At 44.4% G+C, this 18,332-nt stretch carries 16 protein-coding genes; 13 read left to right on the top strand and 3 right to left on the bottom strand.

The annotated features are described in order from the left end of the window. Window positions 1-131: 131 nt before the first annotated feature. Complete coding sequence (locus IRE19_RS15305; protein ID WP_203341056.1) at window positions 132-1,277, bottom strand: hypothetical protein; 1,146 nt, start codon at window positions 1,275-1,277, stop codon at window positions 132-134. 316 nt (window positions 1,278-1,593) lie between these two features. Here IRE19_RS15305 and IRE19_RS15300 point away from each other — a divergent pair, with 316 nt between their 5' ends. The 3 genes from IRE19_RS15300 to glpK all read left to right on the top strand — a co-directional run bounded on the left by IRE19_RS15300 (window position 1,594) and on the right by glpK (window position 5,207). Further along, window positions 1,594-2,436, top strand: a complete 843-nt coding sequence (locus tag IRE19_RS15300; RefSeq protein WP_203341055.1) for an aldo/keto reductase — start codon at window positions 1,594-1,596, stop codon at window positions 2,434-2,436. 363 nt (window positions 2,437-2,799) lie between these two features. After that, window positions 2,800-3,660 carry an MIP/aquaporin family protein gene (locus IRE19_RS15295; protein WP_203341054.1) on the top strand — a complete coding sequence of 287 codons (861 nt, stop codon included), beginning with the start codon at window positions 2,800-2,802 and terminating at the stop codon, window positions 3,658-3,660. A 23-nt stretch (window positions 3,661-3,683) separates the two neighbouring features. Beyond that, window positions 3,684-5,207, top strand: coding sequence for a glycerol kinase GlpK (glpK, locus tag IRE19_RS15290; RefSeq protein ID WP_203341053.1), 1,524 nt, complete (start codon window positions 3,684-3,686; stop codon window positions 5,205-5,207). Window positions 5,208-5,366: 159 nt separating this feature from the next. Here the strand turns inward: glpK and IRE19_RS15285 are convergent, their stop codons facing one another. Both IRE19_RS15285 and IRE19_RS15280 read right to left on the bottom strand, forming a co-directional pair. Continuing rightward, complete coding sequence (locus IRE19_RS15285) at window positions 5,367-6,008, bottom strand: peptidoglycan-binding protein (RefSeq protein WP_203341052.1); 642 nt, start codon at window positions 6,006-6,008, stop codon at window positions 5,367-5,369. A gap of 139 nt (window positions 6,009-6,147) precedes the next feature. Then, window positions 6,148-7,029 (bottom strand): DNA/RNA non-specific endonuclease, encoded by an 882-nt coding sequence (locus IRE19_RS15280; RefSeq protein WP_432419937.1) that lies wholly within the window; start codon window positions 7,027-7,029, stop codon window positions 6,148-6,150. An 869-nt stretch (window positions 7,030-7,898) separates the two neighbouring features. Between IRE19_RS15280 and IRE19_RS15275 the strand changes: the two genes are divergently transcribed. The 10 genes from IRE19_RS15275 (at window position 7,899) to IRE19_RS15230 (ending at window position 18,179) form a co-directional block, all read left to right on the top strand. Further along, entirely contained in the window at window positions 7,899-8,834 is a 936-nt protein-coding gene (locus tag IRE19_RS15275; RefSeq protein ID WP_203341050.1) for a LytTR family transcriptional regulator DNA-binding domain-containing protein, read from the top strand. 139 nt (window positions 8,835-8,973) lie between these two features. Further along, window positions 8,974-9,819 carry an ABC transporter ATP-binding protein gene (locus tag IRE19_RS15270; protein WP_203341049.1) on the top strand — a complete coding sequence of 282 codons (846 nt, stop codon included), beginning with the start codon at window positions 8,974-8,976 and terminating at the stop codon, window positions 9,817-9,819. Beyond that, window positions 9,816-10,526, top strand: coding sequence for an ABC transporter permease (locus IRE19_RS15265; protein ID WP_203341048.1), 711 nt, complete (start codon window positions 9,816-9,818; stop codon window positions 10,524-10,526). The genes IRE19_RS15270 and IRE19_RS15265 overlap by 4 nt, the downstream gene beginning before the upstream one ends. Before the next feature lie 192 nt (window positions 10,527-10,718). Then, window positions 10,719-12,989 carry an ATP-binding cassette domain-containing protein gene (locus IRE19_RS15260; protein WP_203341047.1) on the top strand — a complete coding sequence of 757 codons (2,271 nt, stop codon included), beginning with the start codon at window positions 10,719-10,721 and terminating at the stop codon, window positions 12,987-12,989. Window positions 12,990-13,100: 111 nt separating this feature from the next. Beyond that, window positions 13,101-13,769 (top strand): type 1 glutamine amidotransferase domain-containing protein, encoded by a 669-nt coding sequence (locus tag IRE19_RS15255; protein WP_203341046.1) that lies wholly within the window; start codon window positions 13,101-13,103, stop codon window positions 13,767-13,769. A gap of 160 nt (window positions 13,770-13,929) precedes the next feature. Continuing rightward, complete coding sequence (locus tag IRE19_RS15250; protein ID WP_432419936.1) at window positions 13,930-14,232, top strand: hypothetical protein; 303 nt, start codon at window positions 13,930-13,932, stop codon at window positions 14,230-14,232. Window positions 14,233-14,577: 345 nt separating this feature from the next. Next, on the top strand, window positions 14,578-15,300 hold the full coding sequence (locus IRE19_RS15245) for a hypothetical protein (protein ID WP_203341044.1): 723 nt from the start codon (window positions 14,578-14,580) through the stop codon (window positions 15,298-15,300). Between the two features lie 218 nt (window positions 15,301-15,518). Further along, window positions 15,519-16,751, top strand: a complete 1,233-nt coding sequence (locus IRE19_RS15240) for a DUF1572 domain-containing protein (RefSeq protein WP_203341043.1) — start codon at window positions 15,519-15,521, stop codon at window positions 16,749-16,751. 553 nt (window positions 16,752-17,304) lie between these two features. Then, complete coding sequence (locus IRE19_RS15235; protein WP_203341042.1) at window positions 17,305-17,949, top strand: hypothetical protein; 645 nt, start codon at window positions 17,305-17,307, stop codon at window positions 17,947-17,949. Window positions 17,950-17,981: 32 nt separating this feature from the next. Then, complete coding sequence (locus IRE19_RS15230; RefSeq protein ID WP_203341041.1) at window positions 17,982-18,179, top strand: hypothetical protein; 198 nt, start codon at window positions 17,982-17,984, stop codon at window positions 18,177-18,179. The last annotated feature ends 153 nt before the right edge of the window (window positions 18,180-18,332 follow it).

The following is an 18,332-nucleotide window of genomic DNA, read 5'->3' as shown; positions in this document are numbered from 1 at the left end:
AAGCCGCGTTTTGAGTGGCGGCTTTACTTTTTATAGGTATTATCCTAATTGATTTTGGCATAGGCTTTTTCATATCTAACTTATAGATCATCGGTTCTATAATCAACACTATTTATATATTCAGAGCTGGCTCAGTTAGTTATTTCAAATTCAATATTTTGTGCATCTGATAGAGTTTCGTAAGTCTCAGTGGACATAGATTCACTAATCACAAGCCTAACTTTTTCTACTTTAGTGGGATCAGTTTTAATTACTACTCCAATCTCACCAGCTTTACTTACAGTTCCATAATAATCTGGATCCTGCGCTTCATCGTAATCGATAAAGTCTTTCCAATCATATGCAACCTCAATTTTTTCTTGTTTACCTTCTGAGAACAAGACGATTTCATCGATTCCGCTAAAAGTTATATCTTGATCTGAAGTATTTTCAGCCGTGTATTTAATATAAAAGTAATTGAACTCTGCCCCAATTGGTTCGTCTGTATACATATTGTTTATATCGAACTGCTGATCTTCTGAGACATTGCTCGCTTTTTTGAACGATACTTCTTCCAATGTAACGTTTATTGGTTTTGCATCATAAGACTTATTCTCGGTTACAACAGACAATACTTCAGAGGTTTGCTCAGGTTGTTCTTCTTCTGTTTCTTCCGTTTCTGTCCAAGACTCACCGTCTTCTTCGCTGAACATATCTTCAAGTTGGGAGATATTAGCAAAGACCGCTTCCTCTAAGTTTTCGTCATCTAGAATTTTGAAATTTCCTTCATCGTCTTTTTCAAGATTCAATTCTACTGATCTTGTAACAAGAGGAGCATCCTCTGCAGTCATATGTTTAATCATGGTTTTTTCAGTCATTTCTTCAAAAGCTTTTTCTGATTCTGGAGTTTCTTCATCAAAAGCACTAGCAAAAGCTAAAGGCATGATTTCTGCCATAGTACTGGTCATAACGCTTCCCATATCAAGAGAGGTAATTTCAGTTTTTACAACGGCTTTATCACCATCAACTGATACTTCTTCAGTCTTTTCAAAGTCATAGTTCTTAGAGATGTTTTCAAATAAAGTCATTGCTAATTCTTCATCTGCTTCTTCAGTCGCTTCTTGATCAGTAGTCAGACTGTCAGTACCACCTTGAACATAAGAACCTGCTTTTTCAAAATCATTTTTTTGGACAGCAGTTAGAAAGTCATCTACAGTAGCGCTAGGATTCTCTGATCCACAGCCTGCTAAAAGACCTGTAATAAAACCGACGAACATTAAACTCATTAATTTTTTCATTTTCATTCCCCATCTTTCTTTTCTACTATAATATCTAATAAATAGTAGCATTAATTGGATGATTATGGAATAGGATTTATGCTATTTGTAACAAATATATCTTTATGTTGTTGGAAAATGTCTCGTTATGCTGGAATTTAATTAGGAATAATGAGTGCTGCTTACGGATAACGAACTGCAGGTGGACAGTTCTATCTTTATTCAAAGTCAATTCAACTTCATCAGAGATTTCAGCATGTCCAACAAGGGGCGAATCGTTTGAGTTTGCGATGAGGGAAGAGTAATCTGAAAATAGAAACGAGAGGAGTGAAGGTGAATGGAAAAAGCGATACCAGAAGTGACGTTGAACGATGGAACAACCTTGCCGGTTACGGGACTCGGTACATACGGACTGTGGGGCAATGCCGGGGCGAACGCAGTCAGCAGCGGCATCAATGCGGGTTACCGGTTGATCGACACCGCCTATAATTACGAGAACGAAGGCGCAGTCGGGGAAGGCATCAAACGAAGCGGCATTTCCCGTGAAGAACTTTGGGTGACGTCCAAGCTGCCGGGCCGTTACCATACTTACGACAAAGCAATGGTGGCGATTCAGGAATCGCTGTACCGCTCCAATCTGGATTATTTCGATCTCTATGTGATCCACTGGCCGCTTCCGAATCAAGATCTCTATGTGGAAGCGTGGCAAGCCTTGATTGATGCGCAAAAATGGGGCCTTGTCCGGTCGATCGGCGTCAGTAACTTCCTGCCGGAGCACCTGGAACGCATTATTCAAGAGACCGGAGTGACGCCGAGTTTGAACCAGGTTGAATTGCATCCGTTCTTTAATCAGGAAGAACAGCGGCGCGTGCACGCAGAACACGGGATTCAAACGCAATCGTGGAGCCCACTTGCCAGAGCAGCAGATATTCTGTCGAATGAAACGGTGCGCAAGATTGCCGAAACCCACAATAAAACAGTTCCGCAGGTTGTGCTGCGCTGGCAATACCAGATCGGTTCTGTTTCGATTCCGCGCTCCACTTCTCCTCAGCGGCAGCGGGAAAACCTGGCCATTTTTGATTTTGAATTAAGTGAAGCTGAAATGGCTGACATTGCAAAATTGACCCGTCCGGATGGCCGGCTGTTTGGTATGGACCCGGCTACGCATGAAGAATTTTAAAATCGGTATTAGCTCTAGGTAAATAATGGCACACCTGCAGCAGCACGTTGCAGGTGTGTTTTGAATCGAAAAGGAATGATTGGAGCAGCTAACATCTTCAGAAGTAGAGAACTCCCGCTAAAAAATGGACTCGTGCTCGAAAAGATTTATTAATCGATTTTTTACTGAAAATTCTAAATGTGTTATTGACAGCGCTTTCTTTTACGTATAACTTATAGGTAACAAGTTAAAGATTGTGTTGGAGACCGAGAGATTCGCACATCAATGAGAACTTCTGACAAGGAGAGCTTTCATTGAGTGCGAATTTTTTTATGGCTTTTCAAACGATTTTTGCTTTAAAACAGGAAAAAGGAGTGATAATTGATGTCGGAGTTTTTAGCAGAAGTGATCGGTACCATGATCCTGATTATTTTTGGTGCGGGTGTAGTCGCTGGTGTGGTATTGAAAGATTCCAAAGCTGAGAATAGTGGCTGGATCGTCATTACGATTGCTTGGGGATTGGCAGTAACGATGGGTGTTTATGCAGTCGGCGGTATTTCGGGAGCACATTTAAATCCAGCGGTGACGCTTGGGTTTGCAGCAGTAGGTGATTTCCCGTGGGCGAAAGTGCCGATTTACATAGCAGCACAGGTTTTAGGGGCGATCATTGGGGCAACAATTGTCTTTTTAAATTACTTGCCGCATTGGAAACGGACAGAAGACCAAGGAGCAAAATTGGGCGTGTTCGCCACGAGTCCTGCTGTGCGCAGTCCGTTCTCAAATTTGGTCAGTGAAATCATCGGGACTGCCGTTCTCGTGATGGGCTTGTTGTTCATCGGTGCCAATGAATTCACGGAAGGCTTGAATCCGCTGATTGTCGGCGCATTGATCATTGCGATCGGGATGTCGCTCGGCGGCACGACGGGTTACGCCATCAACCCGGCACGTGACCTCGGACCGCGTATTGCGCATGCATTGCTGCCGATTCCAAACAAAGGCAGTTCAGACTGGAGCTATGCCTGGGTACCTGTAGTCGGACCGATTTTCGGCGGTATCTATGGAGCCGTTTTCTACAAAGCCATGTTTACAGGAGACTTTAATCTGCTTTTCTGGGGACTCAGTGCAATTATGGCCTTGATATTAGTCGGAGCGGCTAACGCAGAACTGAAGAAAGGCCATACAGTGGCCAATGAAATTGAAGACACTTTAGTGGAAGATACCGAAGTGACGAAAGTCCGTTCATAAAAACATCTGAGGAGGAATAGAGAATGAGCAAAGATTACATTTTGTCGATCGACCAAGGAACAACAAGTTCACGTGCGGTATTGTTTAACCATAAAGGGGAAATCGTTGAAACGGCACAGCAGGAATTTGAACAGTTCTTTCCGAAACCAGGCTGGGTAGAGCACGATGCCAACGAAATCTGGACTTCTGTTTTAGCATGTATAGCGGGTGTTTTGCGGAAAGCGGATGTGGATCCGGACCAGATTGCGGGAATCGGGATTACGAACCAGCGCGAGACGGCTGTCGTTTGGGACCGCAATACCGGAAAGCCCGTCTATAAAGCGATTGTCTGGCAGTCGCGCCAGACAGGCGACATCTGTAAAGAGCTGAAAGAACAAGGACATGAAGAACTGTTCCGCAAGAAAACCGGCCTTTTGATTGATGCCTATTTCTCCGGGACAAAAGTGAAATGGATTTTGGACAATGTGGAAGGGGCACGGGAAAAAGCGGACAACGGCGATTTGATGTTCGGGACCGTTGATTCCTGGCTTGTCTACAAGTTATCAGGCGGAAAAACCCATGTGACGGATTACAGCAACGCTTCGCGTACGTTAATGTACAACATCTACGATTTGGAATGGGATCAGGAACTTCTGGACATCCTGACCGTGCCGAAGAGTATGCTGCCGGAAGTCCGCCAGTCTTCAGAAGTTTACGCGCATACCATTGACTACCATTTCTTCGGACAGGAAGTGCCGATTGCCGGGATTGCCGGTGACCAGCAAGCTGCTTTGTTCGGACAAGCTTGCTTCGAGAAAGGCATGGCGAAAAACACGTATGGCACAGGATGCTTTATGCTGATGAATACTGGCGAAGAAGGCGTGGTTTCGGAGCACGGCCTATTGACTACTTTGGCTTGGGGTGTTGACGGCAAAGTGGAATATGCGTTGGAAGGCAGTATCTTCGTTGCCGGTTCCGCCATTCAATGGCTGCGTGACGGTTTGAAGATTCTGGACACTGCACCGGAAAGTGAAGCGTATGCCACGTCAGTCGAATCGACGGACGGCGTCTACATGGTGCCGGCCTTTGTCGGCCTCGGAACTCCTTACTGGGATACAGATGCCCGCGGCGCCATTTTCGGCTTGACGCGCGGTACGACAAAAGCGCATTTTATCCGTGCGACACTTGAATCACTGGCTTACCAGACAAAAGATGTTGTAGATGTCATGATCAAAGATGCCGGCATTGAACTGAAAACCTTGCGTGTAGACGGCGGGGCGGTATCGAATGATTTCCTGATGCAGTTCCAAAGCGACATTCTGGATGTGCCGGTTGAGCGTCCAGTCATTCAGGAAACGACAGCACTGGGGGCAGCTTACCTGGCCGGACTCGCAGTCGGTTTCTGGAAAGACAAAGAAGAGATCGCCAAGCAATGGCAAATCGACAAGACCTTTACACGCGATATGCCAACTGAACAAAGCGAGCATCTATACGATGGCTGGACACAAGCAGTAGCGGCGACAAGAACATTCAAACAAGAAGCGAAGAAAGCGCCGATTGTCCTGTAACGGCTAGAGTATTCACGTCGTTTTGCGTTACCTATAAAGTGCTATGTTAAATGAAAAATGCCCATCCGATTTTCCGGATGGGCATTTCTTGTTGGAGCACACAGTGCCTAAGTTTTAAACGTATTTCTTATATAAGCGATGCTACGAAAATAAGGTTTTCTAATATTCCCCGTATAACGCCGTCCACGTATTCGTGCCGACAATGCCGTCGACTTTCAAGCCTTTGTCTGTCTGGTATTGGCGGACGTTCTTATTGGTTTCGGGTCCAAAGATTCCATCAACCGTTGTTGGTAGTCCATATTCATTCAATGTCCATTGGAGAAGTTCCACTTCAATGCGTGCACTTCCCTGACGCAGGATAAACTGATGCTCCGGTGCAATATCCATTAAGTTCCGGAGTTCGGCGGGCAGTTCTCCTTCTGGGTCTGCAGGTTTATCATGTTCTCCGTACAGTGCGGCCCACGTGTTCGTACCGGCAACGCCATCAACTCTCAAGCCTTTATCTGCCTGATATTGGCGGACGTTTTTTTCTGTTTGAGGCCCAAAGATGCCATCAACCGCGGTTTCGAGTCCGTAATGATCCAATGTCCACTGGAGAAGTTCCACTTCAATGCGTTCACTTCCGTTGCGCAAAATAAACTGATGTTCCGGGGCGATGTCCATTAAATTCGCAAGGCGGGCTGGCAGCTTATCTTCGGTGACTGCAGATGGATGATTTGTAGCTTCCACCGGTTGGAAAGTGAGGGGAGAGGCAACCAATAAACCAAATGCCAGCAACGTTGGAATCCATTTCTTCTTCACGGCTGATTCCTCCAGAATTTGTATTTGCCTCCTGTGTACCCAGTTTATTTTTAAAGAAAACCAGTATTCAGTCCGTTAAGGAAATAAATCTATTGGTGCCCTGTGAAAATTTTGGCTTCGTCATTGTTCTCATATAAACTTACTCTCCGACCATTCCATCGTGATCATTGTCCCGCATGTATGGATATAGCCAATGATCACTCATGATGGGCATGCTAAAACCGGCTGCTTTTGCTTCTTTGATCGTCACTTGTCCATTGCCATTCGTATCAACGCTGGATACATCTCCGCCTGTGTCTGCAGCGGCTGACTCGGCAGGTTCACTGTTTGTGGCCGCACTGAATGAAGCATCTGGCTCACTGTCTGTTAAACCGAGTGAGGCGTTTACTTCATCCGGGTTCACGTTGTCAAATGCATCGACGACTTGGTTTCCTTTTATCGTATAGCTGTACTGATAACTGGAAGGGATTTGCGTTTCCGTATCCGGATAGGTGATGATGGCTTCAAAATTCGTCGCTCCGCCTGCGTCACGGATACTGTCTTCCATATAAGCTTGATCACCGTGCCGGTTGAGCGTACTTTCCTGGGGGGTAATATTATAGGCATTCGATACCCCTCCAAGAGAATCGGCGATGACATGCCCTTCATCTAAAACGTCGCTTTCGACGCCCGGAACCTTTGCTTCATCCGAATAATACCTGCCGGACGACAAGACAGATTCGCTGCTGTCGTCCTGTACAATGATTTCGTCAGCAACGACACGCTCCAGTTGCCCGTGTTCATTCGTAAAGGCCCAATATTCACGGTCCCCGTATCCAATGTCAACGACGATGTTGGCTTCACGGTATCCAGATACATCGCCGCCATCCACTTCAATCAGTTTATATCCTGCGAACAGTTCATTTTTTTGCCGGGCTTCTTCTTCAGCTTTTTTCTTTTTCGCTGCCAGTTCCTGTGCTTCTTTCTCTTTCACAAGTTTCTCGGCCGCTGCTTTTTCTTCAGCTTCTTTCTTCGCTGCCAGTTCCTGCGCTTCTTTCTCTTTCGCCAGCTCCTCAGCTGCCGCTTTTTCTTCGGCTTCTTTTTCAGCTGCCAGGCGTGCTTCTTCCTTTTCTTCTGCAGCCTGGATCTCGGCTTCTTCCAGGGCGATGCGTTGTTCTTCAGCTTCTTTTTCTTTCTGTGCTTCCATTTGTTCACTTTCGACGCCAGCCGCCGTATCGACTTCGTCTGCTGTAAAGGCGACTCCAACGCCAGAACCAATTATTACTGCGAATGAAAGAGCAGCCGCAAGACCAGCCTGCTTAACAGTTAACCCTTTTTTGAACAAAGCACTGACGAGCAGCAAAAAAATACTCGCAGCGAAAGCCAATAAGGCAACCAATATCAATAAAACAAATACCACATCCATTTAATATGTCCCCCTGATTTGTCTCTTTCTAGATCTATATTGCTATTTTCCAAAGATGAATATAACACGATTCAGAAGGTAAATACTAGGGGATGATAATTTCCTGTCTGGAAATATTTAGTTTTATTAATTCATTCTTGAATTTGCTCTAACAAAACCCGACGTTCTCTTTGAGTTTCTTTATTTTAAAGTTGTTGGAACAGAAATAGTACACTAACGCAACCGGATAGTTTTAACTCGGAAAATTAAGTGACGTTAGCTGGAAATTACTGATAGGAGAGATTGCTTGGAGATTTTGGATTGAAGGGATTTATATTTGGAAGGAATCAGAGAAGAAGTCATGAATACTGAACCATCAAAACATACACCCAGTCCTTAATTAAACTGGGTGCATGTTTTGAATTGAAATGGGCTGTTCTACTCGCCCTATTTAGCGATACAATAAATGGTAGAATCGATATCTTTTTTACATGCGGGAGGCAGCTATGAAAATTCAAGCAGTGGTTGTAAATGGTCAAAAAATAATTCCATCCATAGAAGTCGGCCTTCAAAAGCAGAAAGTCATCGGCATTCAGACGAATGTTCAGCGCAAGAAAATCCTGCTGGCTGAACTGGCTAAGCAGCCGGATACGTACGTGTCGCTTGTTGAGCAGGGAGAGTACAAGCGCCTTACGGTGGAAGAGTTGCTGCGTTTTATGAAAAACATCAGTGGACATGACAAACCGGTTGGCACGATGCTCCGCCTGTTTCAGCTGGAGGATTTAAGGAAGATGAAAATCAGCCATTTGCCTTCATCGAAACAAATCTATTTGTCGCTGCTACGCATTTATTACGCACACCAGCAAACCATTGTATTGGAGGAACCATATTTCCAGCTCGAAGAACAGGAGAGGCTTGTCTTTGCACGATTGCTGCAGGAGCTTTCGGCAGAAAAACGAATCATTATCCTTACGTCCAATCTGGAAGATGCGCTCATCAGCTGCGATGAAATCTTCCGCTTGGACAATGCCGGACTGCATCAGCTGGATTTTGCTGATTCAGACAGTGAGCCGCCAGTGCAGGAAGAGATTGAGGAAGCGGAATTCAAAGTTCAAAAGATCCCGACAAAAAAGAACGACAAAGTTATTTTGTTCAATCCTCCGGAAATTGATTACATTGAAAGCATCAACAGTATGGCTGTGGTACATGTCGGAGGCGAAACCTATAGTTGCGCATTGACTTTGGCTGAATTGGAAGAGCGTCTTCAGCATTACGGCTTTTTCCGTTGCCACCGCTCATATATCGTCAACCTGCAAAAAGTGAGGGAATTGATCACGTGGACAAAAAACAGCTATAGCCTGCGCCTGACGACCGGCCAGGATTCGGTCGTGCCGCTGTCACGGACTAAATTAGTGGAGTTGAAAAAACTTCTGAACATTTAAATTTCCCAGGAAATATTTGGTCAAACCGGCGCTTTGGGGGTACAGTTCAGCCGGGATAGGGTACATTTTAGCCTGATTTGGAGGTGTTCTTCTCTTTTTCTTTATATGCTTAGGCTATCAACGAAAGGGAGTGGAACACATGAACACAATTTCCGTCCAAAACATTCAAAAATCATTTGCTGGCAAACCGGCATTAAAAAATGTCTCATTCGATATTCCGAAAGGAGAGATTTTCGGTTTCCTGGGACCGAGTGGTTCCGGCAAAACGACCTTGCTGAAAATTTTGACTGCACAATTGGATCCGACAAGCGGGAGTGCAACCGTGCTGGATAAGCCGGCCAGACTGATGCAAAAAACCGATCAAAAAAGACGCTTCGGCATTTTGACCGATAACAGTGGATTATATGAACGGCTAACGATTGAGGAGAACCTGGAACTGTTTCGCGGCTTGTACGACTTGCCGAAATCATCCATTGATAAAGTACTCAATTTTGTCAATTTGACTGCAGACCGCAAGAAGCGGATCAGTGTCCTGTCAAAAGGGATGCGCCAACGTGTCACCTTGGCCTGTGCCATCATCCACGAACCGGAAATGCTGTTTTTGGATGAGCCGACATCCGCATTGGATCCAGTGAATACGGCACATATCCATAAAGGCTTGCGCTATTTGAATGAAAAAGGCACAACCATCTTTTTGACGACACATGACATGACCGAAGCGGAAACACTGTGTGAACGGGTAGCGATTTTGCATAAAGGCGAAATCCGCGCAATCGGGGCACCTGCTGAACTTAAAAAGACCCATCGCGACGGCACGCTGACAGTGGAATTGACGTCTGGCCAGAGCGAGCGGCTACCGATGAACGAAAACTCGGCTACTCAAGTTGCCAACTGGATGAGCCAAGGGCAAATTGATCGCATCTACACAAATGAGCTGAGTTTAGGCGATATATTCATTAAACTGACAGGGAGTGAATTGGTATGAACGTGTCATTAAAACGCATCCAAGCCATAATAGTGAAAGATTATAAAGAGTTTTCCAGAAACTATGCAATTTCAGTCATGATTTTGTTCCCATTGCTTTTTGCCTTTATGTACCGGTCGGATGGCACTGAACAAGCTGTCATGTATGCATTTGTCATGAACTTTTCTCTGGCGATGCTCACCAGTTTTGTCCAGGCTTGTTTGATTGCTGAGGAGAAAGAACGCAACACGCTGCGTTCGCTGATGATGACACCGGCTTCTATGCTGGATGTGCTGATTGGGAAAAACGCACTGGTATTCATCATTTCCGCGGGCGTACTGGCGCTTTCGACATACATCTTCGGTTACGATACATCGAATATGATGGTGCTGGTGGCAGCGATCGGCATTTCCATTCTTCTTTACACGGCAGTCGGGACCATTTGCGGTTTGTATTCAAAAACCTTGATTGAAGCATCCCTTTCGATCTTCCCAGTATTGATCATCTTTACCATGGGGCCATTCGCTTTGGTGTTTGAAGAAGATTACCCGTTTGTGAAAGTCCTGCGCTATTTGCCGAGCAGCCAATTGAGTGAATTGCTGAATGCTTTGGAAATCGGTGCGGCGGCCGATGAACTGGTCACTCATTTGGTTATTATTTCCATTTGGGCGATTGTGCTGACAGTGATTTCGTTTGTCTTGTATAAAAAACGTTTGATGGACCGTTAAAGAAATGATGAGAGCCACTATCTGAGTTTTTTCTGTTATAGTCTCACACCCGCAACCTTCTTGTTGCGGGTGTGTTTTTTATATTCGCCTTCCTCATAACCAGAGAGACAGTTGTGTGAACCCATCCAAAATAGGGAAAGCTTTTAGTAGTAGGGTAATTCCTGGATTTGATTAAAAAAGGAGAATATCAACATGACAGATAAAAGAGACGAAATCATTTTAAGAGGGCTTCAGGAAAATAACTTGAAGAATATTGATTTAAATATCCCGAAAGAAAAAATAAATGTCTTTACCGGCTTGTCAGGTTCAGGGAAAAGTTCGGTTGTCTTTGATACTTTGGCGACAGAAAGCAGAAGGCAAATGACTTTGAACTACCCGTTGTATGTCAGACACCAGATGCCAAGGTACGAAAGACCGCATGCCGATTTGATGCAGCATTTGAGCCCGGTCGTTGTTGTGGAACAAAAACCGGTAAGAGGCAATTCACGCTCAACTGTCGGCACGTATATGGACATCGATCCGTTGATCCGGCTGTTGTTTTCACGGATCGGCAGCCCATCGATCGGTTCTGCCACCGAGTTTTCCAGTGACAGTTCTTTCGGGAAATGCCCGGAATGCAGCGGGTACGGAGAAATTGTCGCGCCGGATATCACCAAACTCATCGATCACACGAAGTCGCTCAGGGATTCCGCAGTGAGATTCAAGCCGCTGGCGCCGCCCGGCTGGCAAGGCAGATGGATGGTAGACGGCGGGTTGTTCGACCCCGATCTCCCCATCAAAGATTTTACGGAAGAAAAATACAATCTTTTAGTCTACGGACCGCCGGAAGGCGAACGGGCATTCAGCACTTATTATTACAAAGTAGGCAATCGGGACATCGAATGGGACGGCATCCTTCCCAGGTTTATTCGCCTGTACATTAATAGGGACCTCACGAAATTGAAAATAACGTCTCAGGAAGATGTCTTGGCAATGACTACGCACACCGCGTGTCCAACGTGCGAAGGATCGGGACTGAATCCGAAAGTGCTGGAATGCAAAATCAACGGCTTGAATATCGCCCATTACGACCATTTGGAATTGACGGACTTGCTGGAGGAACTGAAGAAAATCCAAGACCCAGTCGGAAAATCAATTGCCCAGCAAGTATTGCCTAACGTCAAACAACTGGTGGACTTGGGCTTGGGTTATTTGAGCCTGAAACGAAAAATGGGCACACTTTCCGGCGGAGAAGCACAGCGCGTGAAAATTGCCCGCCATTTAGGCAGCAGTTTAAATAACATCACCTATATCTTCGATGAACCCAGTGCGGGGCTTCATCCCGAAGAAATCGAAAAACTGACGAAAATGCTGGAGAGCTTACGGGACAACTACAATACCGTAGTGGTCATCGAGCACAATCTAGCCGTCATCAAAACTGCAGATGAAATCATCGAAATGGGCGCCGGTGCGGGAGTGAGCGGCGGGGATGTGGTTTACCAAGGCGAACTGGAAGGCTTGAAAAAAGCTTCAGCCATCACCAATTTAGACCACACACTGACACTCAATCAAAATCCGAGAAAATCAGAAAAAAGCTTCTCCATAAAGAATGCTTCAGCCAACAACTTAAAAGATGTAAGCGTGGAAATTCCAAAGAATGTCCTGATCTCGGTCTGCGGCGTTTCAGGTTCCGGCAAGAGTTCGTTGCTGTTTGGCGCGTTTGCAGAGAAGTATCCGGAAACCATCTCGGTTGGCCAAGGCAGCATCGGGACATCCAGCCGTTCGACACTCGCGACCTACATGGGGATTATGGATGACATTCGATCGATTCTGTCAAAAGAAACAGGACAGCCGGTGGGATTGTTCAGCTTTAATTCGTCGGGGGCTTGCCCTGTCTGTGAAGGCAAAGGCGTCACCACACCGGACGTGGCTTTTGCGGATCCCGTTACCGTTACATGTGAAGCATGCAGAGGGACTCGGTATTCGGATGAAGCCCTGTCTTATCGATACAACGGAAAAAATATTATGGAAATTTTGGAACTCACGATCGAGGAAACCAATCAGTATTTAGATATGCCGAAAATCACCAAGAAAGTGGATACATTAAAAGATGTCGGATTGGGGTACCTGACACTCGGTCAGACGACCAGTTCGTTGAGCGGTGGAGAAGTGCAGCGCCTTAAACTGGCCAGCCACCTTAAAAAAGAAGGACAAATCTATCTGTTGGATGAACCGTCTTTAGGCTTGCACACAAAAGACAGTGAACAATTACTGGACGTGTTCCAAAGACTCGTCAACAAAGGGAATTCCGTGATCCTCATCGAACACAATTTAAACTTGATTGCAGCAAGCGACTGGGTTATCGAAATGGGGCCAGGCGGAGGAAAAAATGGCGGAGAAGTCCTGTTTGAAGGAATACCGGCAGACATGCTCAAGGCCGAAACTGTGACGGCGAAGTGGCTGAGAGAAGGTATGGGAGAGTAATTTTTTCACTAGCTCAGAAAAAATGCAGGAATTGTCAGTTTGTTTAAAGCGAAAAATATTCGGGAAAGCCTAGTATTAGGATGATTTATAAACTCGAGGAGGAAATTAAAAATGGCTAAAGTTTTAGCAGTTCTATCAAGTGGACATACGGATACAGAAAATAATTACGAAACCGGTTGGTGGGCCGAAGAATTATTTGCGCCGATGGAAGTATTTCAGAACGCAGGACATCAAGTCGACCTGGCTTCACCAAAAGGTGGGAAACCGACACTTGACCAAGCGAGCATCAGTGAAGATTATGATCCAGACGGCAAATACAAAAAAATGTATGAATCGGGATTAGCAGATGACACAAAAAAACTTTCGGAAATCAATCCGGAAGAATACGACGCAATATTTATCGTCGGAGGCCATGGAGCGATGTATGACCTGGCTAAAGATGAAACCTTGCATAAAATCATCAATGCCGTTTACGACAAAGGAAACATTGTTTCAGCGGTTTGCCACGGACCCGCTCCATTGCTTTGGACAACACGTCCCGATGGCAAGAGCATCATTTCCGGCTTGGACGTAACCGGGTATCCGGAAGCGGTTGAACCGGAAGGCCTTCCGGCAATCCTGCCATTCAGCTTGGAAGGTGAAATGAGCAAAGTGGCTAACTATTCCGCTGAGCAAAAAGTGGTCTGGGGCAATGATCAATTGGTGACTGGCCGTGACCCGTTTTCTTCTGAAGCACTTGCTGAGGAATTGGTGAAAGCTTTCGATAAAAGAACTAAATAGGAAAACCAGGTGATGGAACTTCTCATCACTACCAGAAATGCCGAACTTTGCGCAGAAACAGCGCGAAGTTCGGCATTTTTTAAAAGGTTGATATTTTTCTCTGGTTTGTTACGCTAGAGTTCACACGCTACGGAAGGGAGTTCTTCAAATGGAGTTGTTGATGGACATTATCCTCATAGTCTTGCCTATTGTGTTTGTAGGGACGATTGCTATATTTGTAATTACCCGGCTTAAAGCCAAACAAAAGCGAGGCACACTCGGCAAGAAAGAGACAACAGAAGCCCAGACGATGTTGGACAGTTTGATTCCCCTCGGTATGATTTTCGGTAGCGCACTCGGTGTAGTTGTTGGTATCATTTTCAACATTTCGTTGGGCAACGCCATTGTATTAGGTGCAGGAATCGGCATGCTGGTCGGCTATTTTGCTTACGAATTTTATAGTAAAGAAGAAAGCCGTTCCTAACTGGAGCTCTTATTAACACCGTATTGAAAACCTACATGGTTCCAATACGGTTTTTTATATAGAGCTATAAGAACTTGGAAAAATTAGTGGTAGGAAGGCTTGCTGCCCAGCCTTAACGCTAAATTATTGAATCTTTTTTATCATGGCTTTCGTATAATGAAATAAATAACGGAAAAGCACTCTATAATAAAAGTACGCCTTTAAAAGATTTCACGTGATCCACTAACTTTAAAGGTTCGTTATTCACTTATTATTTTCGAAAGGCATGATTAAATGGGTACCGTTTCACTTGTTATCTTCCTCTTTATCCTTCCATGCGCCTGGTTTTTCTGGACGAGCATGGATTTGAAAAGTGGAAAAAAGAATAAAACGCATTGGAAAATATCTCTGGCTGCTCTCTTTGCAGTGGTCCTGATCAGCGTCGGTTTAAATTATTATTTCTCCAATGCCTATCAGCTTTCTTTTTTTCAGAATGGATCTGAAAGCATAGTTGCACTCATTCTTTGTGCCGCATTCCTGCTGGTGATTGTCATCGTCAATTTGATTGTCAGCCGTCTGTTCAAAGGCGCACCTAAATCAGTTCACAATCCTAAGGCAGTCACGCGTTTCATGGCAGTATTCTGTGCTGTCATTTTGTTTTTCACTATGTGGGTGTATCCATTGGCGGAGAAGGCCTCGTATATCAACAAAATTGAAAATGCTCTAGCATTGTCCGAACAACAACAAGGCGATGAGGAAATCACAGTATTGTTTATGAGTTCTGAAAGAAAATGCATGCGGACGAATACATCGAATTGCCATTCCCAACCCTACCAAAACACGTTCTTCCTTAAAAACAACTTAAGTACACAAAAAGAAGTCCAAGTGCGGATTCGAGCACTCGATTCCGAACAAAATGAATTGAAGGTGATCGATTCGGATGTCATGACGCTGGAAGCAGGCGAATTAAAGTTGGTCGAAACGGAGGAATCATTTGATGAAGCGAGCATCTGGAGCCGCTCTTCCTTTGAAACGGATCGCCGAGTCCAATCTTATGAATCTCTCTACAGGTACCGTGATCGGGAATAACTCACACTTTCTTAGCTTAATGGAAATGGAGCGGGAGAAAACCAGCTTATGACATACCACCACGTTTCGCTGAAATCTGGTAAACTTAGCGATATTGGTAGGTAAATACTATAGAACACTGCAAAAAGAGCTTTTCAGGAAACTGGAAAGCTCTTTAAAAAACTTGGTGTTTCAATATAGCTGTCTTTAAAAAGCTTAAAAGAAATGAGGGATAAGATATGGAAAACATCTTTCTATTATCAGCTGCCTTAGCCATTTTATTGGTAATGGTTATTGTTATTTATTTCCGCAGAAAAAACAGGATCGTTCCAGAGGGTGACCAAACATCGCCCCAAGAAAGTGGCGCGCCAATCGACAATGACAAACCGGATGTGGAAGAAGATGCAAATGAACCCTTCCTGCCCCAAGTTACAGAAGTTCAAAATGAAGAAAGCGTAAAATCCAAATACAAAAAAATTGAAATTCCATCAGTATTGAAGATGGATATCCAACAAACCCTTGCAGCCGGATCAATGATCATCGAAGATTATAAAACGTATAAAGTGGAATTCAGCCCTGAAGTTGTAAAAGGCTTGAAGGATAAAAGCATGACGCTGATTGAAAAGGCAAATGGCAAAGGCTATCTTCCAGCAGTAAATAAAGAAGGTGTGAAAGGGATATATAAGCAAGGGGTATTGGTAAGGAAAATCAATCCAGGATTGGTGGCACATGCGAGTTACGGTTTGTTGGCAGCTGTTGTCGGACAACAACAATTGGCGGAGATCCAAAGTTCGCTGAAAAGCATTGAAAGGAAATTAGATGCTCTTGTTCAAAATAGAGATAATGATTTTGCCGGAAAAATCGAATCGAGATTTGGTTATTTTAAAGAAGTCATCGAACGTTTTCGGAGAAACGGGATTACCCTTGGCGGAGTGGAAGACCATAAAATAGAAGGGTTTTACGCAGACACTCTCCAAGATTTGAAAGTTTTAATGAAAGACCTTAAAGCGATTGGCAATCAGATTGAAGGGTTAAAGGAATATGAAAACATTCGCAAATGGGGTGAAGCCCCGGTAAAAAAAGAGTATGAAACCCTCATTGAACAGTTTGAAAAGAAGCAAGAGCTGGTTCGATTAAATATAAAGTTTATCGAAGAATGTTACGAGCCCTATCTCAGCACCATACGGAATTACGGGGAAGTCAATGTGAAATCACAAACCTTGTCTGACTTGATAGTCGAGAACCATTCAATTATCAATAACATTGAAGACAAAGTCAGAAGTATTGAAGAAAATTACAAAGTAAAGATCAACTTAGGCATAAAAGCTTTGAAATACCGGGATTTGGGAAGCTTAAAAGAACTTGTGCCGGCAAGAATCGATCAGCAAAAAGACATGGCTCAAGAAGTCCCTTCAGAAATATTAGTGGAGACGGCCGATGGAGGCAAGGTATATGCGTATATTCCAAAGTGAAAATCGGAAACCCGATCCAGAAAAGATGCAATACTAAGAGAACCCGCAACGTAAAAGCCCCTCTTTTACGTTGCGGGTTTTATTGTTTATCTCAACTTTTGACTCTGTCCAACACCCCGAAATAATTCCCCTTCGTCAGCTGAAAAATTAAAGTTTTTGCCAACATCTTATCTATAAAAATATCATTGAAAAAAGTTTTTTGATATGATGGAAAACTTAGATAATTTATATGCGAATATGGTATTATCAAATTAAAAAATGCAGCACTGTTTTATATTTTGACACGAAGAAAGGGAGGTGGCTTTCAGGAAATATGAATGATTTACTGGCTGAAAACACCCTCATTTATTAGAAGGGCCAAGCCACTGGGGATTGCCCATTTCTTTGATCTCGAGATTTAGTTGTGTTTAAAAAAGGAGGGGAAGATGAAATGACACTTGTGTCGAAGTCGTTAATGCCTGATATCTTTTTCTTGCCGGAATAGGGAAAAATTTATGCGAGACAGGAAAAGGGCGAACATGAGGTTTTTGATTTCGCAACGGATTATGGACAGGTGTCTTATCAATTTGTGGTGCGGCCGATTCCAATTGATGTAGGAGGCGTCAGGTACTACGATACCATCACCCCTTTTGGACCATGTGGGCCGGTGATTATCCGGTGTGCTGATGGCAGAAGAGCTGAACTCGCGGCGTCATTCGATGCAGCATTCCAGGAATACTGCAATGACCACAACATTGTTTCTGAATACGTCCGCTTCAATACATGGGTGAAGAATGCTGAAGACTTCGAGAACATCTACAGCCTCGACAACCGAGGAATATCAACGTATATTGACTTGACTGTGGATGATTATTTTATGGACGAATTCACTTCCAAAACGCGTGGGCAAGTCCGCGGAGCTTTAAAAAACAATGTGGAAATCGAGTATGATTACACGGGTTCCACCATTGGCGAGTTTCATCGGCTATACGAAATCATGGCGAAGCGCAACGACATGCCGGATCATTACCGTTTCTCAAAAGAGCTGCTGGCCGAATCGTTCTCTTTGCTGGAAGGAAAACAATTCATCGTCTATGCGAAATACAAAGGGAATTATATTTCGGGTTCTTTGTATGCGCATCATGGGGATTTACTGCATTACCATCTGACAGCGAATGACCCTGTTTTTTCCATGTCGCGGGCAATAGCCTGGTGCTGAACGAAGGGTGCCGCTGGGGAGTTGAGCATGGCATGAAGCACGTACATCTCGGCGGCTCTACCGGAGAAGAACTGTACCGCTTCAAGCGAGGGTTTACGAAAACCGAGCCACTCGACATCCTGACTGGCAAGAAAATCCGCAATGAAACGATCTATAAGCTCCTGTCGGATTATCAATTGAGCAGAGGCGACGTTGATAATCCCAACTATTTTCCGCTTTACCGAGGATGACGCAAGCTTAAGCGTTTTGATGCCACAGGCTTGTCTGGAATAAATACACTGCCGCACTGAAGGAATCCATTTTCCTCGGTGCGGCATTTCTTACGATTAGTCAATAGATTATATTCAACTATAAAGCGATTCTTTTGAGATTTTCTCTCTTCG

This window comes from Planococcus beijingensis, from assembly GCF_016820615.1.
Lineage (GTDB): Bacteria > Bacillota > Bacilli > Bacillales_A > Planococcaceae > Planococcus > Planococcus notacanthi.
This window is presented reverse-complemented; position numbering and strand designations above follow the sequence as displayed.